The sequence below is a fragment of the Paraperlucidibaca wandonensis genome (assembly GCF_042677145.1).
Classification (GTDB): Bacteria; Pseudomonadota; Gammaproteobacteria; order Pseudomonadales; family Moraxellaceae; genus Perlucidibaca; species Perlucidibaca wandonensis.
On record NZ_JBHTIT010000001.1, the window covers coordinates 2,272,110 to 2,297,066 of the forward strand.

At 53.2% G+C, this 24,957-nt stretch carries 21 protein-coding genes and 2 tRNA genes; 20 read left to right on the forward strand and 3 right to left on the reverse strand.

Features of this window, described 5'->3' with window-relative positions; all coding sequences use genetic code 11:
• Positions 1-2: 2 nt before the first annotated feature.
• A complete protein-coding gene (locus ACFQ0F_RS10760; RefSeq protein ID WP_379071956.1) occupies positions 3-437 on the reverse strand; it encodes an outer membrane protein assembly factor BamE in 435 nt (144 codons plus the stop codon).
• A gap of 105 nt (positions 438-542) precedes the next feature.
• On the opposite strand from ACFQ0F_RS10760, the gene fur reads away from it, so the two are divergent.
• Positions 543-965 (forward strand): ferric iron uptake transcriptional regulator, encoded by a 423-nt coding sequence (gene fur, locus ACFQ0F_RS10765; RefSeq protein ID WP_340675686.1) that lies wholly within the window; start codon positions 543-545, stop codon positions 963-965.
• 16 nt (positions 966-981) lie between these two features.
• Here fur and recN read toward each other — a convergent pair whose 3' ends face one another.
• A complete protein-coding gene (gene recN / locus ACFQ0F_RS10770; protein WP_379071959.1) occupies positions 982-2,637 on the reverse strand; it encodes a DNA repair protein RecN in 1,656 nt (551 codons plus the stop codon).
• Between the two features lie 152 nt (positions 2,638-2,789).
• Between recN and grpE the strand changes: the two genes are divergently transcribed.
• The 8 genes from grpE to ACFQ0F_RS10810 all read left to right on the forward strand — a co-directional run bounded on the left by grpE (position 2,790) and on the right by ACFQ0F_RS10810 (position 13,216).
• Positions 2,790-3,350, forward strand: a complete 561-nt coding sequence (gene grpE / locus ACFQ0F_RS10775; RefSeq protein ID WP_379071962.1) for a nucleotide exchange factor GrpE — start codon at positions 2,790-2,792, stop codon at positions 3,348-3,350.
• 138 nt (positions 3,351-3,488) lie between these two features.
• Positions 3,489-5,417: a molecular chaperone DnaK gene (gene dnaK, locus ACFQ0F_RS10780; protein WP_340675683.1), complete on the forward strand. Its 1,929-nt coding sequence runs from the start codon at positions 3,489-3,491 to the stop codon at positions 5,415-5,417.
• 88 nt (positions 5,418-5,505) lie between these two features.
• The gene (gene dnaJ, locus ACFQ0F_RS10785) at positions 5,506-6,639 is read left to right on the forward strand and encodes a molecular chaperone DnaJ (RefSeq protein ID WP_340675682.1); all 1,134 of its coding nucleotides are present in this window, start codon (positions 5,506-5,508) and stop codon (positions 6,637-6,639) included.
• Positions 6,636-7,445, forward strand: coding sequence for a 4-hydroxy-tetrahydrodipicolinate reductase (dapB, locus tag ACFQ0F_RS10790; protein WP_379071966.1), 810 nt, complete (start codon positions 6,636-6,638; stop codon positions 7,443-7,445). The genes dnaJ and dapB overlap by 4 nt, the downstream gene beginning before the upstream one ends.
• A gap of 204 nt (positions 7,446-7,649) precedes the next feature.
• Entirely contained in the window at positions 7,650-8,792 is a 1,143-nt protein-coding gene (gene carA / locus ACFQ0F_RS10795; RefSeq protein ID WP_340675680.1) for a glutamine-hydrolyzing carbamoyl-phosphate synthase small subunit, read from the forward strand.
• 3 nt (positions 8,793-8,795) lie between these two features.
• Positions 8,796-12,011, forward strand: a complete 3,216-nt coding sequence (gene carB, locus ACFQ0F_RS10800) for a carbamoyl-phosphate synthase large subunit (RefSeq protein WP_340675679.1) — start codon at positions 8,796-8,798, stop codon at positions 12,009-12,011.
• 1 nt (position 12,012) lies between these two features.
• Positions 12,013-12,489: a transcription elongation factor GreA gene (greA, locus tag ACFQ0F_RS10805; RefSeq protein WP_379071970.1), complete on the forward strand. Its 477-nt coding sequence runs from the start codon at positions 12,013-12,015 to the stop codon at positions 12,487-12,489.
• A 13-nt stretch (positions 12,490-12,502) separates the two neighbouring features.
• Positions 12,503-13,216 (forward strand): type 1 glutamine amidotransferase, encoded by a 714-nt coding sequence (locus tag ACFQ0F_RS10810; RefSeq protein WP_379071973.1) that lies wholly within the window; start codon positions 12,503-12,505, stop codon positions 13,214-13,216.
• A gap of 37 nt (positions 13,217-13,253) precedes the next feature.
• Here the strand turns inward: ACFQ0F_RS10810 and yhbY are convergent, their stop codons facing one another.
• Complete coding sequence (gene yhbY, locus ACFQ0F_RS10815) at positions 13,254-13,568, reverse strand: ribosome assembly RNA-binding protein YhbY (RefSeq protein ID WP_340676133.1); 315 nt, start codon at positions 13,566-13,568, stop codon at positions 13,254-13,256.
• Positions 13,569-13,704: 136 nt separating this feature from the next.
• On the opposite strand from yhbY, the gene rlmE reads away from it, so the two are divergent.
• From rlmE to infB, 11 genes are all read left to right on the forward strand, one after another.
• Complete coding sequence (gene rlmE, locus ACFQ0F_RS10820) at positions 13,705-14,352, forward strand: 23S rRNA (uridine(2552)-2'-O)-methyltransferase RlmE (RefSeq protein WP_340675676.1); 648 nt, start codon at positions 13,705-13,707, stop codon at positions 14,350-14,352.
• Between the two features lie 68 nt (positions 14,353-14,420).
• A complete protein-coding gene (gene ftsH / locus ACFQ0F_RS10825; protein ID WP_340675675.1) occupies positions 14,421-16,355 on the forward strand; it encodes an ATP-dependent zinc metalloprotease FtsH in 1,935 nt (644 codons plus the stop codon).
• A 72-nt stretch (positions 16,356-16,427) separates the two neighbouring features.
• Positions 16,428-17,207, forward strand: a complete 780-nt coding sequence (gene folP, locus ACFQ0F_RS10830) for a dihydropteroate synthase (RefSeq protein ID WP_379072185.1) — start codon at positions 16,428-16,430, stop codon at positions 17,205-17,207.
• Between the two features lie 11 nt (positions 17,208-17,218).
• Positions 17,219-18,556 carry a phosphoglucosamine mutase gene (gene glmM / locus ACFQ0F_RS10835; RefSeq protein WP_340675674.1) on the forward strand — a complete coding sequence of 446 codons (1,338 nt, stop codon included), beginning with the start codon at positions 17,219-17,221 and terminating at the stop codon, positions 18,554-18,556.
• A 62-nt stretch (positions 18,557-18,618) separates the two neighbouring features.
• Entirely contained in the window at positions 18,619-19,380 is a 762-nt protein-coding gene (gene tpiA, locus ACFQ0F_RS10840; protein ID WP_379071978.1) for a triose-phosphate isomerase, read from the forward strand.
• 11 nt (positions 19,381-19,391) lie between these two features.
• Positions 19,392-19,748: a preprotein translocase subunit SecG gene (gene secG / locus ACFQ0F_RS10845; RefSeq protein ID WP_340675672.1), complete on the forward strand. Its 357-nt coding sequence runs from the start codon at positions 19,392-19,394 to the stop codon at positions 19,746-19,748.
• Positions 19,749-19,794: 46 nt separating this feature from the next.
• Positions 19,795-19,879: transfer RNA gene (locus ACFQ0F_RS10850), tRNA-Leu, on the forward strand.
• Between the two features lie 110 nt (positions 19,880-19,989).
• Positions 19,990-20,066: transfer RNA gene (locus ACFQ0F_RS10855), tRNA-Met, on the forward strand.
• A gap of 166 nt (positions 20,067-20,232) precedes the next feature.
• Entirely contained in the window at positions 20,233-20,700 is a 468-nt protein-coding gene (gene rimP, locus ACFQ0F_RS10860; protein ID WP_379071982.1) for a ribosome maturation factor RimP, read from the forward strand.
• 28 nt (positions 20,701-20,728) lie between these two features.
• Complete coding sequence (nusA, locus tag ACFQ0F_RS10865) at positions 20,729-22,201, forward strand: transcription termination factor NusA (RefSeq protein ID WP_340675671.1); 1,473 nt, start codon at positions 20,729-20,731, stop codon at positions 22,199-22,201.
• 36 nt (positions 22,202-22,237) lie between these two features.
• On the forward strand, positions 22,238-24,952 hold the full coding sequence (gene infB, locus ACFQ0F_RS10870; RefSeq protein WP_379071985.1) for a translation initiation factor IF-2: 2,715 nt from the start codon (positions 22,238-22,240) through the stop codon (positions 24,950-24,952).
• Positions 24,953-24,957 lie beyond the last annotated feature (5 nt).

Consider the following 24,957-nt stretch of genomic DNA (forward strand, 5'->3'; position numbering starts at 1 on the left):
ATTTATTCTGCGGGGCGCTGAGACTCTAGGCCTGACTGCGTGGTGCGCACAGCGCCATCCTTGCTGCCAGGTAATGCAGGCGCGGAGCTTGGTAGCTGACCTTCGCGATCAATGCGCGCAACCACGCCATCGCTAAAGAATACGCTTAGGCGGCGATGCGGGACTTTATCAATGCCGGCTTCTTTGGCGTAGGTGCCAGGAATAAAGCGATATGCGTAATCCCAGCGAGTGGGGTTAAGCGTATCGGTGATCAGAGGCGAGCCCAGCACATAGCGAACTTGCGCAGGCGTCATGCCATTTTTGACTTTATCAGCCTGTTCGCTAGTGACTGCTTGCCCTTGCACCACATCGATGCGGTAGGCGCTAAATACATTTTTACAGCCCGCGGTGCTCAATACGGCAGCGGTGAGTGCGATTGCCAGCAGCTTCTTTTGCATGACCCGAGTGATCCTTGTAGCTTAATGGGTAACTTAATGATTCGATGGGCGCACCCAGCGACTCTTCGGGCTATCATACGGCAAACTATAGCTAAGAGACGAACCATGTCAGGAACTAGTTATGAGCTTCGCAAAGCGGGCTTAAAAGTAACCATGCCGCGAGTGAAGATTTTAGAGCTACTAGAAAGCTCTGATGTGCATCACATGAGCGCCGAAGATGTCTACAAAGCACTATTAGCTGCTGGTGAGGATGTTGGTCTCGCCACGGTGTATCGCGTGCTGACGCAGTTTGAGTCGGCAGGTATGGTGGAGCGTCACAACTTCGAAGGCGGCCACTCAGTATTTGAGCTGAGTCAGGGCGACCATCACGACCATATGGTGTGCGTCGATACTGGCGATGTAATCGAGTTTTTTGATCAAGAAATCGAGCGTCGCCAACGCGAGGTGGTGAAAGCTCGCGGCTACGAGATGGTTGATCATAGCCTCGTGCTTTATGTCCGCCGTATTAAGGAAGAGAAGGCCGATTAAGCGCCGATATGGCTGCTTAGTCGGCCATTAAGGTTCTGGCGTGCTCGCGTGTTTCCTCAGTAATGGTCACGCCGCCAGACATCCTCGCAATCTCCTCCACGCGCTCCTCTTGGTTTAACGCCACCACAGTGCTGTGCGTCGTGCCGTCGATAACGCGCTTCTCTACGCGCAAATGATGGTGTCCGCGCGCGGCAACTTGTGGCTGGTGTGTAATGCTGAAAACTTGAGCATGCTCACCGAGTGCGCGTAAAAGTCGGCCGACGACTTCAGCAATGCCACCACCAATGCCAACATCGACTTCGTCAAAGACCATGACGGGAACGGGCGAATGGCGCGCGTGCACCACTTGTATGCCTAGTGAAAGCCGTGAAAGCTCACCACCTGATGCGACCTTTGCCAATGCACGCAGTGGCTGACCTGGGTTGGCGCTAAATTGAAACTCGATGTCATCGAGGCCATAAGCGGCAGGTTTGGCTAGCGGCGTTAAGGTGAGCTCAAGGCGTGCGTTACTCATGCCAAGGCCGGCAAGAAATTGCTGAATATCTTCACAAAATTTTGTCGCGGCTTTGCTGCGCGCTAGTCGTAAGGCTTGTGCATGACTTCGATACGTCTCTTCAGCAGCCTGAGCCTGCGCGGCAAGCTGAGCCAAGTCTGCTGCTTCCAGCAGGGCGTCGCGCTCAGTGGCGAGTGTCTCTGCAATAGTCGGTAGTTCTTCAGGATTGGCGCGATGCTTTCGGGCTAGCTGATGACATTGGCTGAGGCGCTGCTCGAGCTCAGCAAGCTCATTTGGGCTGGCCTCTAGGTCATCTAAGAAATGCCGTAGCGACGGGCTAGCCTCTTCAATCTGAATCTGTGCACTGCGCAATAGATCGATGGCTTCCGCAAGTGCCGTAGCGCGCTGGGCGTGTGGCTCTAGGCTGCGAATGGCGCGCTGTAAGTAGCGGCTGGCGGTATCATTCTCGCCCTCACTAATTAACGCTAAAGCCTGCTCGCCGTCTAGCTGCAAGGTGCCTATATGCGCGAGCGTGTCGTGGCGTTGCTCTAAGCGCGGATACTCATCTTTGCCAAGATTAAGTTGCGCCAGCTCAGTTAGTAAATGCTCAACAATCTCAAGTCTCGCCGCTTGTTCGGCGCCAGCGCGCTCGGCCTTGGCCAGCTTCGCGGCACTATTTTGCCAATGCGAAAAGTGACCTGCCAGCGCCTTCGATTCGGTCTGTAGCTTGGCGAAGCTATCGAGCATGCTGCGATGGCTGTCTTTGCGTAAAAGCGTTTGGTGCTCGTGTTGGCTATGAATATCAATCAGGCATTCGCCAATAGCGCGCAAGTCGCTGAGGTTGGCGGGCCGGCCATTAATATAGGCGCGCGAACGGCCATCGCGGCTGAAGGTGCGACGTAGCGTGCATTCGTCGCCTTCGTCGAGTTCGCGCTCCGCCAGCCAAGCCGATGCTTCAGGCAGGTAGCCGACTTGAAATAAGGCGCTGACATCGGCGCGCTCGGCGCCAGCGCGAACCACTGAGCCATCGGCGCGATCGCCCAAGCACAGGCCCAGGGCATCCATAAGGATGGATTTGCCCGCGCCGGTCTCGCCTGTAATGACACTAAAGCCCGAGTTGAATTCCAGCTCGAGGTTTTCCACGATGGCAAATTGGCTGATTTTAAGCAGGCTCAGCATGGCGAGAAACTCTTGAGTCGATGACTTAATGATAGGCCAGCCATGCGCGACTTGCGATGCGGCGATGGTGAATTTTCACGCAGCCCTTGAAAAAAACAATACGTGACACCACTAGAGTAAGCATTCACGAAGTTGCCTAAGTAGGAGTTTTTATGAGCGAGCAAACGCCCCCAGAGCACGACGACATTCCAGAGCAGGCAGTAGATGCTCAGCCGCAAGCTATGGATATCCCTGAATTTGCCGACGACAGCGTAGATTTTCAAACTGCGCGCATAGCCGAACTGGAAGGCCAGCTGAAAGACTTGCAGCTGCGCACTCAGGCCGAAGTGCAAAACATTCAGCGTCGATCAGAGCGCGATGTCACTGCTGCGCATAAGTTTGCCTTAGAAAAGTTTGCCGGCAGCCTGCTCGATGTTGCCGATAATTTGGAGCGTGCGCTGCAAGCTACACCATCGGAAGAGTCAGCTCTAAAAGCCTTGCATGAAGGCGTAACCCTAACGCACAAGCTTTTTGTCGACACCATGAAACGCTTTGGTGTTGAGGCCGTTGATCCACTTGGCGAGCCGTTCAATCCCGAGCTGCATCAGGCGGTATCGACTCAGCCATCGACCACAGCGGAACCGAACTCGGTGACTGCGGTATTCCAAAAAGGCTACACCTTGTCGGGGCGTTTATTGCGGCCGGCCATGGTTGTTGTCGCGAGTGCTGGCTAAAACATATTTTTTGTCTGGGAATAGGTTCTGGGGCTTGAAAAAGTTTTCAATAGCCTCATATCAGTAAACAGGGCGCGAGTAAGCGCAATCATTTTTGTCACAGCTCAGGCGACGCCGCCGGGCTAGTAGGAGAGCATCATGGGTAGAATTATTGGTATCGATTTGGGCACCACCAACAGCTGCGTAGCTATTTTGGATGGCGACAAAGTTAAAGTTATTGAGAACTCGGAAGGCGCGCGCACTACGCCATCGATTGTTGCTTACACAGACAACGAAGTGTTGGTTGGCGCCGGCGCAAAACGCCAAGCCGTGACGAACCCAAAAAACACGCTGTTCGCTGTTAAGCGTTTGATTGGTCGTAAGTTTAAAGATGACGTTGTGCAAAAAGACATCAAAATGGTGCCTTACAGCATCGTTGCTGCGGATAACGGCGATGCCTGGATTGATGTCAAAGGCGACAAAAAGGCGCCGCCACAAATCTCCGCCGAAGTGCTGAAGAAAATGAAGAAAACCGCTGAAGATTATCTCGGCGAAGCTGTGACTGAAGCGGTTATTACTGTGCCTGCTTACTTCAACGATTCGCAGCGCCAAGCGACCAAAGACGCTGGCCGTATTGCGGGCTTGGAAGTTAAACGCATCATCAATGAACCTACTGCTGCGGCATTGGCGTTCGGCATGGACAAGAAAGAAGGCGATCGTAAAATTGCCGTTTATGACTTGGGCGGCGGCACATTCGACGTTTCAATCATTGAGATTGCCGAAGTAGACGGTGAGCACCAGTTTGAAGTGCTGTCGACCAACGGCGACACCTTCTTGGGTGGCGAAGATTTCGACTTGCGCTTGATCGATTACTTGTCTGATGAGTTCAAGAAAGAGACAGGCATCGATCTGCACAACGACCCATTGGCTTTGCAGCGACTGAAAGAAGGTGCTGAAAAGGCAAAAATCGAGTTGTCATCGAGCACGCAAACCGATGTGAACTTGCCTTACATCACCGCCGATGCCACTGGTCCTAAGCATTTAAACGTGAAGGTCACGCGCGCTAAATTAGAAGCGCTAGTGGAAGACTTAGTGGCACGCACCATTGAGCCATGCCGTGTGGCTTTGGCTGATGCAGGCCTCAAAATTAGCGAAATCGGCGATGTGATTTTAGTCGGCGGCCAAACACGTATGCCTTTGGTGTTGGAGCGCGTCAAAGCCTTCTTCGGCCAAGACCCACGCCGTGATGTGAACCCCGATGAGGCAGTTGCCATTGGCGCGGCTTACCAAGGTGCCGTGTTGTCTGGTGATGTTAAAGATGTGTTATTGCTCGACGTAACGCCACTTAGCCTTGGTATTGAAACCATGGGCGGCGTGATGACAGCGTTGATCGAGAAAAACACCACCATCCCAACGAAAAAGCAGCAAGTGTTCTCGACTGCCGACGATAACCAAGCAGCTGTGACTATCCATGTTGTGCAGGGTGAGCGTAAGCAAGCCTCGCAAAACAAATCGCTGGGCCGTTTCGACTTGAGCGATATTCCACCCGCACCGCGTGGCATGCCGCAAATTGAAGTGACTTTTGATATCGATGCCAACGGTATTTTGAATGTCGGCGCTAAAGATAAAGCCACCGGTAAAGAGCAAAGCATCATCATTAAAGCCAACTCCGGTTTGAATGATGAGGAAATCGAGAAAATGGTGCGTGACGCCGAGGCTAACGCTGAGGAAGATAAAAAATTCACTGAGCTTGTTGAGTCGCGCAACCAAGCTGACCAGTTAGTGCACTCAACGAAAAAAGCGCTGACTGATCTGGGTGATAAAGTAACGGCTGAAGAGAAAGCTACTGTCGATGCTGAAATCGAGAAAGTCGAAGCCGCGATTAAGGCTAACGACAAAGAGCAGATCGATACTGCGGTAGAAGCGTTGAGCAATGCTTCGATGCCGATCATGCAGAAAATGTATGCTGATCAAGCCGGTGCTGAAGGCGCTGCGGGCGGTGCTAGCGATGAGCCAGCAGCCGAGCCAAAGCGTGATGATGGCGCTGTCGATGCCGAATTTGAAGAAGTGAAAGACGAGAAAAAATAAGCTCTATTGATGAGTAGTGACGCACACGCGGGGATATCCCCGCGTTTGCATTTATAAGATGAAAGCGGCAGAGCTTGAGGGTTAACAAATGGCCAAGCGTGATTTTTACGAAGTATTGGGTGTACAAAAAAATGCTCCGGCAGATGAGCTGAAAAAAGCCTATCGGCGACTGGCAATGAAGCATCACCCAGACCGTAACCCTGATAGCGTCGAGGCCGAAGATAAGTTCAAAGAGGCCAACGAGGCCTATGAAGTGCTCTCCGATGCTGACAAGCGTGCGGCCTACGATCGTTATGGTCATGCCGGCATCGACCCGAATATGGGCGGCGGTGGTGGTGGTGCGGGCGGAGCTGGTTTTGGTGACATCTTTGGCGATGTCTTTGGCGATATTTTTGGTGGTGGCGGGCGTGGCGGTCAGCAGCGCAGCAATCGCGGCTCAGACTTGGGCTATACCTTAGAGCTGGATTTGGAAGAAGCTGTGCGCGGCGCGAAAGTAAAAATTAGCGTGCCAACCATGACTGAATGTGAGCCTTGCGATGGCTCAGGTGCGAAAAAAGGTACAAGTGCCAGCCAGTGCCGCAGCTGTAATGGCAGCGGCCAAGTGCGTGTGCAGCAAGGCTTCTTTGTCATGAGTCAGACCTGCCCAAGCTGTCATGGTCGTGGCACAGTGATTACTGATCCTTGCGGCAGCTGTCGCGGTGAAGGTCGTGTGCGAAAGCAAAAAACATTGGAAGTGAAAATCCCGGCCGGTGTTGATACTGGCGACCGTATTCGTCTGACTGGCGAAGGCGAGGCCGGCGCACAAGGTGGTCCAGCGGGTGATCTCTATGTGCAAATATCGGTGCGCGAGCATCGTATTTTCAAGCGTGATGGCGCCGATCTTTATTGCGAAGTACCAATCGACTTTGCTGATGCCGCACTCGGCGGTGAGTTGGAAGTGCCAACGCTCGATGGCCGCGTGAAGCTGCGCATCCCTGAAGGCGCTCAAACGGGTAAGCTATTCCGTCTCAAGGGCAAGGGTGTGAAGCCGATTCGCTCGCATGCGCAAGGTGACATGCTGTGCCGCGTAGTCGTGGAAACGCCGGTGCATTTAAGTAGCGAGCAGAAAGAGTTGCTGCGTCAGTTCAAGCAATCAATGAGTGACGATGGCAATAAGCAGTCGCCTAATAAAGACTCATTCTTTAGCGCGGTGCGTAACTTTTTTGATGGGATGACAAAATGACACGAATTGCTATCTGTGGTGCTGCCGGCCGTATGGGTCGCGCCCTAATCGCTGCTGTGCAGGCCGCTGATGGCGCAGAGCTGAGCGCTGCGATTGAGCGCTCAGGCTCTGAGTTTCTTGGTCAGGATGCCGGCGAGCTTGCCGGCGTAGGTCGACTCAATATCGCCATTACTGATGATCTTGCTAAGGCCGATTTCGATGTCGCCATCGACTTCACTGCGCCAGCTGCAACGCTGACTCATGCCGGCATTTGCCAGCGCCTAGGGCGTGGTTTGGTTATTGGCACTACCGGGCTAAGTGCTGAACAAAAGGCTGAGCTGCAAGCATTAAGTGCGCAACAGGCTATGGTCTATTCGGGCAACTATTCAGTAGGCGTGAATGTCAGCTTGAAGATGCTTGAGCTGGCGGCGAAAGCCTTTGGCGACACTGTCGATATCGACGTGCTAGAAGCGCATCACCGCCACAAAGTAGATGCGCCCTCGGGCACAGCATTGATGATGGGTGAAGCCGTAGCTAGCGCATTGGGCCGTGATCTTAATGAGGTTGCGGTCTATGCTCGCCATGGCCACACCGGCGCACGCGAACGCCAGCAAATTGGCTTTCAAACTTTGCGTGGCGGCGACACTGTCGGTGATCACACGGTGTTTTTCTTTGGCGAAGGTGAGCGCGTTGAAGTTCGCCACGTTGCCACCAATCGCGCCAATTTCGCCACCGGTGCTGTGCGCTCTGCGCGCTGGCTTGCTTCAGATAAGGATGCGCAAGTGCCGGCGCTTTATTCCATGCAAGACGTGCTTGGCTTAGCGTAACTTGCCGCAACAGCCCACTGTATTCACACCCTAATTACGCAGTTTAAGGATGTGTTTGGTTGGACAGCGGGCATGCATCTGCGTAGAATGCCGCTTCAAATCGTGCCAGCGTGCAACCCCTATATGGATAGAACGAGAAGGATTGTCATCGCTTCTCGCTTTTTTGCACGCGCGCTTAACTAAAATCGCTGTGTGGAGGTCGGTTTGAGCAAAGTTGCCATTCTCGCGCTAGAAGACGGAAGTGTTTTCAAGGGCGTATCAATCGGAGCAGATGGTCAATCATCTGGCGAAGTCGTTTTTAATACCGCCATGACTGGTTATCAGGAAATTCTGACCGACCCATCGTATTGCCAGCAAATGGTCACCTTGACCTATCCGCACATTGGCAACACCGGCGTAAACAACGAAGACAACGAATCTACTCAGGTTTGGGCTGCGGGCTTAATCATCCGTGATAGCTCGATGATCGCTAGCAACTGGCGTATGACCGAGACGCTGCCAGACTATTTGGTGCGCAACAATGTTGTCGCTATTGCTGAAATCGACACGCGCCGCTTAACGCGCATCTTGCGCGAAAGCGGTACGCAAAATGGCGTTATTGTCGCCGGCGCCGCTGCAGAAGTAGAAGGTGCGGTTGAGGCGGCCATTGCTAGCGCGAAAAAAGTGCCTAGCTTGAAGGGCGCGGACTTAGCCAAAGTCGTCAGCACAAAAGAAGTTTATCGCTGGACAGAAGGTAGCTGGGATCTGGCGAAAGGTTATGTCACGCCAACTGAAGCGCCGCGCTTCAAAGTCGTGGCCTATGACTTCGGTGTTAAGCACAACATTCTGCGCCTGCTGGTTGATCGTGGTTGCGAGCTGATTGTGGTGCCGGCTCAAACTTCGGCGGCTGATGTACTGGCAATGAACCCCGATGGCGTCTTTCTCTCCAATGGTCCAGGCGATCCTGAGCCTTGCGACTACGCCATTGCGGCGATTAAGACCTTTTTAGATAAAGACTTACCAATTTTCGGCATCTGCTTAGGGCATCAGCTGTTAGCGCTCGCCTCAGGTGCGAAAACACTAAAAATGAAATTTGGCCATCATGGCGCCAACCATCCAGTGCAGAATTTAGACACCGGCCGCGTCATGATTACCAGTCAGAACCACGGCTTCTCCGTAGATGGAGCGACACTGCCCGCGACATTGCGTGCAACTCACAAGTCACTATTCGATGATTCGTTGCAAGGCCTGCATCACACCGATAAGCCAGCGTTTAGTTTCCAGGGACACCCTGAAGCTAGCCCCGGGCCAACAGATGTGCAGCCCTTGTTCGACCACTTTTTTGAATTGATGCAGGCTCGGAAGTAAGACATGCCAAAGCGTACTGATATCCAAAGCATTCTCATCATCGGCGCAGGTCCGATTGTCATTGGCCAAGCCTGCGAGTTCGATTACTCCGGCGCGCAAGCGTGTAAGGCGCTGCGTGAAGAGGGCTATCGCGTCATTCTGGTGAACTCGAACCCAGCCACCATCATGACCGACCCGTCGATGGCCGACTCGACTTATATCGAGCCGATCACGTGGCAAACCGTTGCGCAAATTATCGAGAAAGAGCGCCCCGATGCGCTCCTGCCGACCATGGGCGGCCAGACCGCGCTGAACTGCGCGCTCGAGTTAGATGCGAAAGGCGTGTTGGCGAAATTCAATGTTGAGCTGATTGGCGCTTCGAAAGAAGCTATCCGCATGGCGGAAGACCGCAAGCTGTTTGACCAGGCTATGCGCCGTATTGGCCTCGAGTGCCCACGCGCTGGCATCGCCACCAATATGGACGAAGCCTTTGCTGTGCTCGAAACCACTGGCTTTCCATCGATTATTCGCCCGTCGTTCACCATGGGCGGCTCCGGCGGTGGTATTGCCTACAACCGTGAAGAATTCATCGAGATTTGCGAGCGCGGCCTAGACTTATCGCCAACCAATGAATTGCTCATCGATGAGTCATTAATTGGTTGGAAAGAATATGAGATGGAAGTCGTGCGCGATCGCAACGACAACTGCATCATCGTCTGCGCCATCGAAAACTTCGACGCCATGGGCGTGCACACCGGCGATTCGATCACGGTAGCACCTGCGCAAACGCTGACCGATAAAGAATATCAAATCATGCGCGACGCTTCTTGCGCCGTGCTGCGTGAAATCGGTGTTGAAACCGGCGGCTCCAACGTACAGTTTGGTATCAGTCCAGATGATGGCCGCATGGTCGTTATCGAGATGAACCCGCGTGTGTCGCGTTCATCGGCGCTGGCGTCAAAAGCCACTGGCTTCCCGATTGCTAAAGTCGCGGCCAAATTGGCAGTTGGTTACACCCTTGATGAGTTGAAAAATGACATCACCGGTGGTTTAACCCCGGCGTCATTTGAGCCTTCAATCGACTATATCGTCACTAAGATTCCTCGTTTCAACTTCGAGAAATTTGCCCAAGCAGAGCCACGCTTAACGACGCAGATGAAGTCGGTTGGCGAAGTCATGGCCATCGGCCGTACTTTCCAAGAGTCTTTACAGAAGGCTCTGCGCGGCCTTGAAGTTGGTGTCGATGGCTTCACGCCAATTCTCGATCCCAGCGCACCAAATGCCGAAGCCAAGCTTCGCAATGAATTGTCGAACCCAGGCCCCGAGCGTATTTGGTATATCGGTGATGCTTTCCGCATGGGGCTAAGCGTTAACGAAGTATTCCGCTTAACCGGTGTCGATCCTTGGTTCTTAGTGCAGATCGAAGATCTGATTAAAACTGAAGCCGGTGTGACTCAGCTCGGCTTTGCCAATCTCGACCGCGATGCCATGTGGAAACTCAAGCGCAAAGGCTTTGCCGACAGCCGCTTAGCCACGCTTATCGGTGTGTCAGAGCAAGAGCTGCGTAAGCGCCGCTGGAGCCAAGGCATTCGCCCGGTTTATAAGCGCGTCGATACCTGTGCTGCCGAGTTTGCGACTAGCACCGCCTATATGTACTCGACCTACGAAGAGACTTGCGAAGCTGAGCCAAGCAATCGCAACAAAATTATGGTGCTGGGCGGTGGTCCAAACCGTATCGGCCAGGGCATTGAGTTCGATTATTGCTGCGTCCACGCGGCATTGGCGATGCGCGAAGATGGTTATGAAACCATCATGATCAACTGCAACCCAGAAACAGTTTCTACCGACTACGATACTTCCGATCGCCTGTATTTCGAGCCGGTCACGCTAGAAGATGTGCTTGAGATTGCTGCGCTAGAAAAGCCCAAAGGTGTGATCGTGCAATACGGTGGCCAAACGCCACTAAAATTAGCGCGCGCACTCGAGGCTGCCGGCGTACCTATCATCGGCACATCGCCAGATGCTATTGATCGTGCAGAAGACCGTGAGCGCTTCCAGCAAATGGTTGAGCGTTTAAATCTTTTGCAGCCACCAAACCGTCTAGCGCGCTCGACAGAAGAGGGCTTGTTGCTAGCTTCGGAAGTTGGCTATCCCTTGGTTGTGCGCCCGAGCTATGTGCTTGGTGGCCGCGCCATGGAAATCGTTTTTAACGATGCTGAGCTGGCGCGTTATCTGCGCGAAGCTGTTAGCGCCTCAAATGAATCGCCGGTGCTGCTCGATCGCTTCTTAGATGATGCCATTGAGATCGATGTTGACTGCGTCAGCGACGGCACCACCGTGGTGATCGGCGGCATCATGCAGCACATCGAACAAGCCGGTATTCACTCCGGTGACTCGGCCTGTTCATTGCCGCCATATAACCTGTCGGCTGAGCTACAAGACGTGATGCGTGAGCAAACCGTCGCTATGGCACGCGAGCTGGGTGTTATTGGCCTGATGAACGTGCAGTTTGCCGTCAAAGGCAGCGACGTCTATGTGCTCGAAGTTAACCCACGTGCATCGCGCACCGTGCCTTTTGTGTCGAAATGCATCGGTGTTTCGCTAGCCAAAGTTGCAGCGCGTTGCATGGCCGGTATGTCTTTGCAGGATCAAGGCTTCACCAAGGAAATCATCCCGAACTATTACAGCGTGAAAGAAGCGGTGTTCCCTTTCGCGAAGTTCCCTGGCGTTGATCCAATTCTTGGCCCAGAAATGAAATCCACCGGTGAGGTCATGGGCTCCGGCGCAACCTTCGCCGAGGCTTTCCACAAGGCGGTATTAGGCTCGAATGAGCGCCTGCCGACCGGTGGTCGTGTATTTTTATCAGTACGTGAGTCTGACAAGCCGCATGTCTCGCGCGTCGCTGGCGAATTGGCTGAGCTGGGCTTCTCGCTCGTTGCCACCAGCGGCACACAAGCAATACTTGCTGCGGCAGGCATTGCTTGTGAGCGTGTGAATAAAGTGACCGAAGGTCGCCCACACATCGTCGACATGTTGAAGAATGGCGAAATCAACTTCATCATTAACACCACGGAAGGCAAGCAGGCGCAGGAAGACTCGTTCTCCATTCGCCGTAGCGCATTGCAGGGTAAGGTCTACTACACGACCACGCTCAGCGGCGCCGAAGCGGTTAGTCAGTCACTGCGCTCCAAAGATGCATTAACGGTGCGTCGCTTGCAGGATCTCCACGAGGGACTTTGATATGCAACGTTATCCGATGACGGTTCAAGGCGCAGACGCACTAAAGGCTGAGCTCAATAAGCTGAAATTCATCGATCGCCCTGCGGTTATTGCGGCGATCGCTGAGGCGCGCGCCCACGGCGACTTGAAAGAGAACGCTGAGTATCACGCTGCGCGCGAGCAGCAGGGCTTCATTGAAGGTCGCCTGCAAGATATCGAAGGTAAGCTGTCAAATGCGCAAATTATCGATATTTTGCAGATGCCGAAAACTGGCAAGGTGATTTTTGGTGCGACAGTCGATATCGAAAACATCGATACCGGCGAAACCAAGACTTATCACATTGTTGGCGATGACGAAGCCGATTTTAAAATCGGTAAAATTTCAGTCAATTCACCCATTGCGCGTGGCTTGATTGGTAAGACTGAAGGCGATGAAGCGCTCATCGAGACGCCCGGCGGCACCGTCGAGTTTGAAGTCATGGCAGTTCGCTACGAATAACGAGTAACACTCCATGGCTGTTAAACGCGCACATATTCTGCAGCATGTAGTTTTTGAGGGGCCCGGCTATATTGCTGATTGGCTTTCTGCGCACGGCGCCGAAGTCAGCACAACCGCTTGGTATGACGGCAACCCTGAGCTGCCAGCACTGGACGGCATAGACTTGTTGGTCTGTCTCGGCGGGCCAATGAGTGTGCATGACAACGAACAGTATCCATGGCTTGCCGACGAGCGCACTTTTTTGCGCGAAGCCATCACGCGTGGTGTGCCGACATTGGGCATCTGCTTAGGCGCTCAGCAAATGAGCTTGTGCTTGGGCGGTGAGGTTAACCCTAACCCCGTGCGCGAGATTGGCTGGTTTGGCCTGTCTGGACATGCATCAACATCATCGATACCGAATGTGCTCGACGACTTATGCGTACTGCATTGGCATGGCGAATGCTTTTCGCTACCCGATGGTGCGGAGTTGTTGGCAAGCAGCAAGGCGTGCGGCGTACAAGCTGCGTTGCTTGGCGATCGCGCGTTGGCTCTGCAGTGCCATTTGGAAATCAAGCCAGATGGGCTTGAAGACTTAGTTGCTCATTGCGGTGATGAGCTTGCTGCCGGCCCTGCCGTGCAGTCGACTGAGACACTTTTGCAGTGGCCTAAAACGACTTACGAAGAAATGCATAAGACGTTAACCAAGTTGCTTTCATGGCTAACGACCACGCGAACAAGCGACAAATAAGCTCGCACTTAAGGTTTCAGTGCGAGCTTATGAGTGCTTAGGTTAGCGCGCGTAACAAGTTCGAAAGTTTTGGGTCTGGACGCTTCGATGGGCGATAAAGCAAAACCAGCTTGCCAATGCTTTGAGCAATCTGCGACTGCGTAGCGCTAGCGATCTCAGTAATGACTTCGGTACGTGCTGCGCGGTCTTCACCGCCAACGCGAACTTTAATCAGCTCATGGTCTTCCAAGCGAGCGTCAATCTCTGCAAGCACCGCCTCAGTTAAACCATTGCCGCCAAGTTGTACTAGCGGGTTTAGGTGATGGCCAATTTGGCGCAAACGTTTTTTCTCAGCGGTGGACAAGCTCACGATAACCTCAGCTCTAGGGCGGTTGCCTGCATTTAGCAGGGCAAAACTCGCCGAATTCTGGTAAAAAGAGTGCCTATTCTAGCGGGTTGTCGGCGCTAGTTCCTGTTTTTCTCGCATTGTCTGTAGTGTTGTCGGTGTTATGGCCACAAAAATCACAAATCGTAAGCTCTCTGGCCGTAGCAAAATCTGGATGCAAGAGCATCTTGACGACCATTATGTGCAAAAAGCTTGGCAGGATGGCTACCGTTCGCGCGCTAGCTATAAGCTTCTTGAGCTGCAGGAAAAAGATAAGCTAATTCGCCCGGGCATGAATATTTTAGACTTGGGTTCGGCGCCAGGAAGCTGGTGCCAAGTTGCGGGCCGGCTGATGGATGGTCGCGGTAAAGTTGTTGCTACTGACATTTTGCCGATGGATGCTTTGCCAGATGTAACCTTTGTTCAGGGCGATTTTCGTGAGCAAGAAGTTAACGATGCCATCATGGCTGAGCTTAATGGCGAGCTTATGGACCTTGTAATTTGTGATATGGCCCCCAATATGTCTGGTAACACTTCGGTGGACTTGCCGCGAGCCATGTACTTATGCGAATTGGCATTAGATATGGCAGTACAAGTTCTGCGCCCGAAAGGCACTTTTGTTGTAAAGGCCTTTCATGGCGAAGGTTACGAAGAATATCGGCGAGCGATCTTGCAACACTTTGCGGTGTTGAAAGCGCGTAAGCCAGACGCCTCGCGAGCGCGTTCGCGAGAAGTATATTTAGTGGCGAGCGGACTCCGCGAGCCTAAGTGATGGAGTGTCCATCGCTCTCGGCAGCTTTAAGCTGCCACAACAAGGTCGGCTGACCTGGAGGTTGTCGCGTGAATGATTTCGGCAAAAACATCGTGGTGTGGTTACTGGTTGCAGGGGCACTAGCCTACGTTTTCGGTAGCTTCAATCAAAAAGCGCCTAGCGCCGCGATGAATTACAGTGACTTTGTCGCTGCAGTTGATGCAGGCGAGATTAAAAGCGTGCGCATCCAGCCTGACCTGATCACTGGACAGCGTTCGGGTGGTGCCAAATTTGAAACTGTGCGCCCTCCCGCTGAAGACAAAGATCTGATTAATCAGCTACTACGTCAAAAAGTGACCGTAGAAGGCGCCGCTCCTGAACAGCAGGGCATGTTGTCGCAACTATTAGTTGCTGCATTCCCGATCTTGCTGATGGTCGCTTTATTTATTTTTCTATCTCGGAAAATGAGTGGCGGCATGGGTGGCGGCGGCGGTCGCGGTAACCCAATGAGCTTTGGTAAGTCACGCGCACGTCAGCTCACCGAAGATCAAATCAAAGTCACTTTTGCCGATGTTGCCGGCTGTGACGAAGCCAAAGAAGAAGTCAGCGAAGTAGTTGAGTTCTTACGCGATCCGGGCAAATTCCAAAACCTCGGTGGCCGTATTCCTCGCGGCATTCTCATGGTAGGTCAGCCGGGCACCGGTAAAACGCTGTTAGCGAAAGCTATTGCTGGCGAAGCGAAAGTGCCATTTTTCAGCATCTCAGGTTCAGATTTTGTCGAGATGTTTGTCGGCGTTGGCGCTAGCCGCGTGCGCGATATGTTTGAGCAGGCTAAAAAGCAGGCGCCATGCATTATTTTCATCGATGAAATCGATGCGGTCGGCCGCCATCGCGGCGCCGGCATGGGCGGTGGTCACGATGAGCGCGAGCAAACATTGAACCAATTATTGGTTGAAATGGATGGTTTTGAGGGCAATGAAGGTGTCATCGTCATCGCCGCTACTAACCGCCCCGATGTGCTCGATACAGCCTTGCTGCGCCCCGGTCGTTTTGACCGTCAAGTGGTTGTTGGTTTGCCGGATGTACGTGGTCGTGAGCAAATTTTGGTTGTGCACATGCGCAAAATCCCGATGGGCAATGATGTCGTACCCAACACATTGGCGCGCAGCACGCCGGGCTTCTCTGGCGCCGACTTGGCAAACTTAGTTAACGAGGCGGCGTTATTTGCCGCTCGTAGCAACCTCAAGCAAGTCAGCATGAATGAGTTTGAGAAAGCCAAAGATAAAATCATGATGGGCGCTGAGCGCAAATCTATGGTGATGTCAGAGAAAGAAAAACTGAACACGGCGTTTCACGAAGCGGGGCATGCCATTGTCGGTCGCCTCGTTCCTGAGCATGACCCGGTTTATAAAGTCTCAATTATTCCTCGTGGCCGCGCACTCGGCGTGACCATGTTCTTGCCGGAAGAAGACCGCTACTCGATGTCTAAGCGTGGCATTGAAGGCAATATCTGCTCCTTGTTTGGCGGGCGTATTGCCGAAGAGTTGACGCTAGGCTTTGAAGGTGTGACCACTGGCGCGAGCAACGATATTCAGCGCGCAACCGAGCTTGCTCGCAATATGGTCACAAAATGGGGCTTGTCGGAGAAGCTCGGCCCATTGCTCTATGAAGAAGATGAGGGCGAGGTGTTTTTGGGCCGCTCGGTCACTCAGCACAAAAGTGTTTCCAGCCAAACAGCCATTGATATTGATATTGAAGTGCGCTCGGTGATTGATCGCTGCTATGCCAGAGCACGCGAAATGCTCGTTGAAAATCGCGACATTCTCGACTCCATGTCTGAGGCTCTGATGAAGTACGAAACCATCGATGCGCCGCAAATCGATGACTTGATGGCGCGTCGCGAAGTGCGTCCACCAAAAGGTTGGACAGATGATGGCTCGACTGGTGGCGGCAATGCCACAGCGCCAACTGAAGCTAAAGATGACGTTGCCGACAGCGCTACACCTGCTCCGGATGCCGTCTGATTTAACGAGCGTAGCGCAGTGACGCAACTACACTGCGGCGGCCGTGACCTTGATCTGTCTCGGCCTGTGGTCATGGGGGTGCTTAATGTCACCCCCGATTCATTTTCAGATGGTGGTCGTTACGTCGCTATCGATGCCGCTTTACGTCTAGCTGAGAAAATGTGCCAAGACGGTGCCGGCATTATTGATGTCGGTGGTGAAAGTACACGCCCTGGCGCTGCCCCAGTCTCCAGCAATGAAGAGTTAGATCGGGTGATGCCAGTAGTCGAGGCCATCCATCAGCGCTTCGATGTCATTATCTCTCTCGATACCTCTACGCCGGCATTAATCACCGCAGGTGCATCTGCAGGCGCAGGCCTGATCAATGACGTGCGCGCATTGCAGCGACCTGGCGCACTGGCGGCAGCTGCAGCAACGTCACTACCTATCTGTCTTATGCATATGCAGGGCGAGCCCGACACCATGCAGCTAAGACCGCATTACGACAGTGTTTGTGATGAGGTCATGGCGTTTTTGCGGGAACGTGCAGAGGCATGCATAAATGCAGGTATAGCCGCTGAGCGCTTGCTATACGATCCCGGCTTTGGCTTCGGCAAAACATTAAGTCACAACCTTAGTCTGCTAAAGCATTTCGAGCGCTTGCATGCGCTGGGTGGGCCATTGCTTGTGGGCATGTCTCGCAAATCTATGCTTGGCCAGGTTCTTGGTGGCGCAGCAGTCGATGCACGCGCCGCAGCTGGTTTAGCCGCAGCTGTATTGGCGGTTGAGCGTGGCGCCCGTATTATTCGTACACATGATGTTCGTGAAACAGCCGATGCCTTAGCGCTCTGGCAAGCACAATCACAGGAATGACAAGGAAAATCATGAGCAGAAAATATTTCGGCACCGATGGTGTGCGCGGCTTGGTAGGTCAATATCCAATCACTCCTGAGTTTGCCCTGAAGCTAGGCTGGGCCGCTGGTCGTGCCATGACTGCAAATGCCGCAGGCGCATCGGTCGTAGTGGGTAAAGACACACGGCTAAGCGGTTATTTATTTGAAGCGGCCTTAGAAGCAGGCCTTTCAGCGGCTGGTGTTAGCGTGCGTTTGCTCGGGCCAATCCCAACGCCGGCAGTAGCGCATTTAACGCGCGCTTTTCATGCCAGCGCAGGCATTGTGATTTCAGCGTCACACAATCCCTATCATGACAATGGCATCAAATTTTTCGGCCCCGATGGCCGCAAGCTAGACGACGCGGTTGAGCTCAGCATTGAGTCTTGGCTCGATAAAGAAATGACCATCGATAATCCTGACTTGCTCGGCAAGGTGACGCGCCAAGAAGATGCGCGCGGTCGCTACATCGAGTTTTGCAAATCCACATTTCCCTATCATTTAACGCTGCGTGGATTAAAAATCGTCATCGATGGTGCGCACGGCGCAACCTATCACGTCGGGCCGGCCGTTTTTGATGAGCTCGGCGCGACGGTGATTCGTCATGCCTGTGAGCCCAACGGTCAAAACATCAATGACGGTGTTGGCTCTACTCATCCTGAGTCGCTACAGCAGCGCGTATTGGCCGAAAAAGCCGATCTCGGCATTGCCTTTGATGGCGATGGCGATCGCATTGTCATGGTCGATCATCGCGGCGAAGTTATTGATGGCGATGAGTTGCTCTACATCATGGCTTGCGAGCGCCAGCGCAGCGGGCAAGATCTTGGCGGCGTTGTTGGCACTTTGATGAGTAATTTTGGACTTGAGAAAGCCATCACCGCCCTGGGCGTTGAGTTTGTTCGCGCCAATGTTGGCGACCGTTATGTCATGGCTGCTCTCAATGAGCGCGGCTGGACTTTGGGCGGCGAGGCATCTGGGCATATTGTCTGTCTCGATAAGACGAGCACCGGCGATGCGATCGTCGCCGCGCTGCAGGTGCTGAAAGCGATAGTTGAGAGTGGTAAGTCGTTGGCTGACTTGAAGTCTGGCATGAGCAAGTTTCCGCATCAGCTCATCAATGTGCGCTTGGCAGAGCGTGTTGATGTGATGAGCAAGGAAAGCGTGCAAAAAGCCATCGCCGATGCTGAGCAGCAGTTGGCTGGTCAGGGGCGTGTGTTGCTGCGCGCATCTGGCACCGAGCCGGTAATTCGGGTCATGGTGGAAGGCCAAAATGCACCATTAGTGCAGGCGCTTGCAGAATCTCTTGCTGAGACCGTGCGCAACTGCTTGTAAGCCGTCGTCGGCTTCGCTAGTATTGCCGACCTCGCGAGGCCGGCCTGCCAAGGAATATGTTTATGCGTCAGCCCTGGGTTGGTGGTAACTGGAAAATGAATGGTCTGCGCGAGTCCAATGCAGCATTGTTAGGCGCTTTAAAAGGCGCGGAGCAGTTAGCTGGTGTGGATGTTGCGATTGCTGTGCCTGCGCCTTATTGGCAGCAAGCTAGCGAGGCGATGAACGATTGCGCGATTAATGTCATGGCGCAAACCATCTCGCCACACGCCTCTGGCGCTTACACCGGCGATTGCTCGGTGGCCATGATGCAAGATTTCAAGCTCTCGGGTGCCTTAGTTGGTCACTCAGAGCGACGCCAAGGTGCCGGTGAATCCGATGCCTTGGTGGCGGCGCAATTTGCTGCACTGCGTGGCGCAGGCTTGTCTGCGGTGCTTTGTGTGGGTGAGACGCTGGCTGAGCGCGAGGCAGGTGAAACGCTAGCAGTGGTATCGCGACAGTTAGTTGCAGTGCTAGAGCAGTACGGTGCCGAAGCATTGGCCACTGGCGTTTTGGCCTATGAGCCTGTGTGGGCAATTGGCACTGGCTTAACTGCCACGCCAGAGCAGGCGCAAGCTGTGCACGCTTCATTGCGGGCTGTAGTGGCTGCTTTCGATATTAATGCAGCAAATGCGTTGCGCATTGTTTACGGTGGCAGCGTAAAAGCAGATAATGCGGCCGGCTTATTTAGCATGCCTGATATTGATGGGGCGTTGGTCGGGGGAGCATCCTTGTCGGCGTCAGAATTTTTAGCGATTTGCCAAGCGGCTGGGCAGATCGCGCTATAGGATGAATGGTCATGGAAACACTGGTGTTGGTTGCGCACATCATCGTGGCAGTGGTCATGATAGGCCTGATTCTAGTTCAGCAAGGTAAGGGTGCCGAAATGGGCGCCTCCTTTGGCTCGGGCGCATCAGGTACAGTATTTGGCGGCTCAGGTTCGACTGGTTTTCTGACGAAGATGACCGCAGTTTTGGCTTTGGTTTTCTTCCTAACCAGCCTTGGCTTGGCAATTTATGCTAAAAACCATTCGCGTGCGTTGACTTCATCGCTCGCTCCAAATTCACAAGCAATTCCTGGCTTGCCAGAACTGCCCGTGAGAAAAGCGCCAGCAGCGCCGGCAAACCCTGATTTGCCAGTCGCACCAGCGCAGTAAAACGATCGCACTAATGTGCGTCCCGGTGGCGGGATTAAACACCAATGCGGGAGTGGTGAAATTGGTATACACGCAGCCTTGAGGTGGCTGTGCCTTCGGGTGTGGGGGTTCAAGTCCCCCCTTCCGCACCAATTTAGCTGAATTTCTGAGCAATCAGTGAATTCAGTGTAAATACTGGCAATGCCAGTAGCGAAAGGGTTTGACAAGTCCGTGTCATGTCCCTACAGTTCGCAACCTCTGATGCGGGGTGGAGCAGTCAGGTAGCTCGTCGGGCTCATAACCCGAAGGTCGTTGGTTCAAATCCAGCCCCCGCTACCACATTCGGACTTTGTAAAAAAGCCCACTTATAGTGGGCTTTTTTATAGGTCTCGCGGCAGGTGATACCCGGTGTCACCGAGCTGCCGTCAACGTGGGCATTGAGGCCCATTTTTTGTTTCTGAAATTTGTAAATCGCCAGAGTTAGGCGCTGGGAGAGACGGGCACAATGGCCATCTCGAAGAAGATTGAAGAGTTAACGCAACTGCTGCAGCCCGTAGTGGAGTCATGTGACTTCCAGCTTTGGGGTGTCGAGTTTTTTCAGCAGGGCAGGCATTCGGTATTACGCGTTTTTATCGATACCGATCGTGAAGCCGGTGTCGGCATTGATGACTGCTCAAGCATTAGTCATCAAATCAGCGGCGTGATGGATGTTGAAGATCCTATTGCCGGAGAGTACACGCTGGAAGTATCGTCGCCAGGCTGGGATCGGGGCTTATTCCATCCCGACCAGTACGCCGCCTACGTTGGCGAAGAAATGAATATACGTCTTACTGCTCCGCTACAGGGTCGCCGCCGCTTCAAAGGCACCATGCAGCGCTGCACAGAGGCTACGGTGACATTGTTGGTTGATGGCATCGAGTTTGATATTCCGTTTGTCAGTATCGATAAGGCAAATATCGTTCCGACCTTTTGATAGAACACGAAGAAGCAGGGCCCACATCATGAGCAAAGAAATCCTGTTGGTTGTGGATTCAGTCAGCAACGAAAAAGGCGTTAGCCGCGAAGTCATCTTCCAAGCACTGGAGGAGGCGCTAGCCGCTGCCACCGTTAAGCGCTTCGAAAACGACGAGATCAATATTCGCGTCGCTATCGATCGCCGTACCGGTGAGTACGAAACCTTCCGTTTTTGGGAAGTCGTTGCTGATGAAGATCACGAAATCCCTGCGATGCAGCTGGCAATTAGCGACGTAGAAGAAAAAGGCTTGAAGCTTGGCGATATCGTCGAAGAAAAAATTGAGTCCGAAGCTTTTGGTCGTATTGCTGCGCAAACCGCTAAGCAAGTTATCGTGCAACGAGTTCGTGAAGCTGAGCGTGCCTTGGTGGTCGATGCTTACCGTGACCGTGTCGGCGAAATTCTCTCCGGCATCGTTAAGAAAACCACGCGTGATGGCCTGATCGTTGATCTCGGCGGTAACGCCGAAGCGTATTTGGCGCGCGAAGAGATGTTGCCGCGCGAAAACTTCCGCATGGGTGATCGTCTGCGGGCTGTCTTGTTTGACGTCAATGCCGAAGGCCGTGGCGCACAACTGCTGATGTCGCGCTCACGCCCAGAAATGATCATTGAGTTATTCCGCATTGAAGTGCCGGAAATTGGCGAAGAAATTATCTCTATTCGTGCTGCTGCTCGCGACCCTGGTGTACGCGCCAAGCTCGCAGTGAAAAGCAATGATCACCGCATTGATCCGCAAGGCGCCTGTATCGGTATGCGCGGTTCGCGTGTGCAGGCCGTCTCTGGTGAGCTCGGCGGTGAGCGTGTCGATATCGTGCTTTGGGACGATAACCCCGCTCAGTTCGTTATTAACGCGCTGCAGCCAGCTGAAGTTGCCTCCATCGTTGTCGATGAAGACAGCCACACCATGGATGTAGCGGTAGAAGAAGATCAACTAGCCATGGCCATTGGTCGTGGTGGTCAAAACGTGCGACTAGCCTCTGAGCTTAGCGGCTGGCGCTTAAACGTGATGACCGTTGCTGATGCCCAAACCAAGCAAGAAGGTGAAGCACAGCACTTTGTCGACGCCTTTATGAAAGACTTGGGCATCGATGAAGACATCGCGATTATCTTGGTAAATGAAGGTTTCAGCTCACTTGAAGAGGTGGCTTATGTGCCGCTGGAAGAGCTGCAGGCTATCGAAGATTTTGATGATGAATTAGTAGACGCATTACGTCAGCGCGCAAAAGATGTGTTGCTGACCAAAGCGCTGGTGTCTGAAGAAGGCGCCAGTGAGCCAGCAGAAGATCTGCTTGGCATGGAAGGGATGGATCGCAAAGTGGCCTTTGCCTTGGCTGCACGCGGCATTGTCACCATGGAAGATTTGGCTGAGCAAGCCATTGATGACATTAATGATATCGACGGCATTAACGACGATATCGCAGCCCAATTGATCATGAAGGCGCGTGAGCCCTGGTTTCAATAAGCCGGGCCACCTTCTCAGAAGCGGAGTAAACGCCCCATGGCTGAAGTTACAGTTAAAGAATTAGCCGACACGGTCGGTCGTCCTGTTGAGAATCTGCTTGCGCAAATGAGCGAAGCCGGTCTCAGTCATAAAAGTGCCACAGATGCTGTTTCTGATAGCGAGAAGCAGCAGCTGTTGGCACACCTCAAGCGCGCTCATGGCGAGCAAGCGGGCGCGCCTCAAAAAATTACCTTGCAGCGCAAAACAGTAAGCACGCTGAAGGCGTCGCCGGCTGCAGGTGGCCGCGCTAAAACCGTCAACGTAGAAGTGCGTAAAACTCGCACCTATGTGAAGCGTTCTGATCTCGAAGTGCAGGAAGACCAGAGTCGCGAAGCCGAAGAAGCTTTGCGTTTGGCTATTGAAGCTGCTGCTCGTCAAGTTGAAGAAGCTAAGCAAGCCATTATTGATGCCGAGAAGCGTGCCACTGAAGACGCTCGTATTGCCGCTGCTGAAGAAGAGGCTCGTAAGGCCGCTGAAGATGCGCGCAAGCAATTAGGCAACGAATCAAAAGATGCGCGCAAACTGAGTGTGCCGAAAGTCGATATTAAGCGACTGGAAACCCCAGAAGAGAAAGCGCGTCGCGAAGAAGAGGCAGCGAAAACACGCGTTGCTGATGAAGCACGCAAGCGCCAAGAAGATATTGTCCGCCGCGAAGCTGAAGATAAAGCTCGTGAAAAAACCCTAGAGCAAGCGCGCTTAATCGCCGCTGATTTAGCTGGTCGTAAAGAGGTAGCGGCGCCTGCCGTAGATGCCCCATTGGCAAAAGGCTTGGTAGGCGTGGCCTATGAAGACTCATTTGCACGTGAAGACCGCGCAATTAAGCGAGGCAGTGCAACGCCATCGCGCGGTGGTAAAAGAGGCCCGAAAAAGCGCGAAGAGCAGGCGTTCCGCCCTGTTAATCGCACCTTAACCAGCGCTCTGTCGAAAAAGCATGGCTTCGAGAAGCCTGTGGAGAAACAGGTGTACGAAGTTGCTATTGGTGAACAAATTGTCGTCAGTGATTTAGCACAAAAAATGGCTCGCAAATCGCGCGATGTCATTCGTGTGCTGATGAAAATGGGCGAAATGGTCACTGAGAGCCAAGCTATTGATCAAGCAACAGCGGCATTGGTTGTTGAAGAAATGGGCCATACGGCTGTATTCGTCAGCGACACAGCGCTAGAAGATTCGTTGATGGATTCAATCGTCGATCATGGTGATGACGCGCCACGTGCGCCAGTTGTAACCATCATGGGCCACGTTGATCACGGCAAAACCTCTTTGCTCGACTCGATTCGTCGCGCCAAAGTAGCTGCCGGTGAAGTTGGCGGCATTACTCAGCATATCGGTGCTTACCACGTGGAAACAGCACGCGGCATGATTACCTTCTTGGATACTCCGGGTCACGCGGCATTTACTGCCATGCGTTCACGCGGTGCCAAGGCTACCGATATCGTGGTTTTGGTTGTTGCTGCCGATGACGGTGTGATGCCACAAACGGCTGAAGCTATCGATCATGCGCGCGCTGCTAATGTGCCGCTGATTGTTGCCATCAACAAAATGGATAAAGAGTCTGCCGATCCTGATCGTGTGCAGAATGAACTGTCCGCGAAAGGCGTTGTGCCGGAAGAGTGGGGCGGCGATGCACAGATCATCAAGCTCTCCGCACACTCAGGTGAAGGCATAGATGATTTGCTCGATGCCATCCTGCTGCAAGCCGAAGTATTGGAGCTGCGCGCTTCGACTGAAGGCGCTGCGCAAGGTGTGGTCATTGAGTCGCGTATCGATAAAGGTCGCGGTGCTGTAGCCACGTTATTGGTACAAAAAGGCACGTTGAAAAAAGGCGACCTGGTTTTGGCCGGCACAATGTATGGCCGTGCCCGTGCGTTGACTGATGAAAATGGCAAACTGGTGAAATCCGTGGGTCCATCGATGCCGATTGAGATCTTGGGTCTGCCAGATGCACCAGCGGCTGGTGATGAGTTCTTAGTGGTTACCGACGAGCGTAAAGCCCGCGAAGTTGCTGAGTTCCGTATCGCTCGCGATCGCCAAGTGCGCATGGACTTACAGCAAGCCATGAAGCTGGAAAACGTTTTTGCCAATATGGGCAAAAAAGAAGCTGCCAGCGTCAATATCGTATTGAAAACCGATGTTCGTGGTTCGCTCGAAGCTCTCACCGCTGCGCTGCATGATTTGGGCACAGAAGAGGTGGTGGTGAAAATCGTCAGCTCAGGTGTTGGCGCGATTGCAGAATCTGATGTCAACTTGGCGGAATCGACTGGATCAGTCGTGCTGGGCTTCAACGTGCGTGCCGATAACGCCGCTCGCGCTAAGTGCCAAAATGATGGTATCGATCTGCGTTACTACAGCATCATTTATGAATTAATCGATGATGTAAAAGCGGCAATGTCTGGTCTATTGTCACCTGAGCGTCGTGAAAATATCGTGGGTATGGCTGAAGTTCGTGAAGTTTTCCACTCCTCGAAATTTGGTCATGCTGCCGGCTGTATGGTGCTCGAAGGTAGCCTGTTCCGTAACAAACCCATCCGCATTTTGCGTCAGGATGTGGTGGTGTTCCAGGGTGAGCTCGAGTCATTACGCCGCTTCAAAGATGACGTTGCTGACGTCCGCAATGGCATGGAATGTGGCCTAGCTATTAAAGGCTACAAAGACATCCAGGCGGGCGACAAAATCGAAGTCTATGAAGTTCAAATCATCAAGCGTAGCTTGTAAGGCGG

Bases quoted from the DNA above. Each gene is read 5' to 3' on its own strand.
- ACFQ0F_RS10760 (WP_379071956.1), bottom strand. From the start codon at position 437: ATGCAAAAGAAGCTGCTGGCAATCGCACTCACCGCTGCCGTATTGAGC.
- fur (WP_340675686.1), top strand. From the start codon at position 543: ATGTCAGGAACTAGTTATGAGCTTCGCAAAGCGGGCTTAAAAGTAACC.
- recN (WP_379071959.1), bottom strand. From the start codon at position 2,637: ATGCTGAGCCTGCTTAAAATCAGCCAATTTGCCATCGTGGAAAACCTC.
- grpE (WP_379071962.1), top strand. From the start codon at position 2,790: ATGAGCGAGCAAACGCCCCCAGAGCACGACGACATTCCAGAGCAGGCA.
- dnaK (WP_340675683.1), top strand. From the start codon at position 3,489: ATGGGTAGAATTATTGGTATCGATTTGGGCACCACCAACAGCTGCGTA.
- dnaJ (WP_340675682.1), top strand. From the start codon at position 5,506: ATGGCCAAGCGTGATTTTTACGAAGTATTGGGTGTACAAAAAAATGCT.
- dapB (WP_379071966.1), top strand. From the start codon at position 6,636: ATGACACGAATTGCTATCTGTGGTGCTGCCGGCCGTATGGGTCGCGCC.
- carB (WP_340675679.1), top strand. From the start codon at position 8,796: ATGCCAAAGCGTACTGATATCCAAAGCATTCTCATCATCGGCGCAGGT.
- greA (WP_379071970.1), top strand. From the start codon at position 12,013: ATGCAACGTTATCCGATGACGGTTCAAGGCGCAGACGCACTAAAGGCT.
- ACFQ0F_RS10810 (WP_379071973.1), top strand. From the start codon at position 12,503: ATGGCTGTTAAACGCGCACATATTCTGCAGCATGTAGTTTTTGAGGGG.
- rlmE (WP_340675676.1), top strand. From the start codon at position 13,705: ATGGCCACAAAAATCACAAATCGTAAGCTCTCTGGCCGTAGCAAAATC.
- folP (WP_379072185.1), top strand. From the start codon at position 16,428: ATGGGGGTGCTTAATGTCACCCCCGATTCATTTTCAGATGGTGGTCGT.
- glmM (WP_340675674.1), top strand. From the start codon at position 17,219: ATGAGCAGAAAATATTTCGGCACCGATGGTGTGCGCGGCTTGGTAGGT.
- tpiA (WP_379071978.1), top strand. From the start codon at position 18,619: ATGCGTCAGCCCTGGGTTGGTGGTAACTGGAAAATGAATGGTCTGCGC.
- secG (WP_340675672.1), top strand. From the start codon at position 19,392: ATGGAAACACTGGTGTTGGTTGCGCACATCATCGTGGCAGTGGTCATG.
- rimP (WP_379071982.1), top strand. From the start codon at position 20,233: ATGGCCATCTCGAAGAAGATTGAAGAGTTAACGCAACTGCTGCAGCCC.
- nusA (WP_340675671.1), top strand. From the start codon at position 20,729: ATGAGCAAAGAAATCCTGTTGGTTGTGGATTCAGTCAGCAACGAAAAA.
- infB (WP_379071985.1), top strand. From the start codon at position 22,238: ATGGCTGAAGTTACAGTTAAAGAATTAGCCGACACGGTCGGTCGTCCT.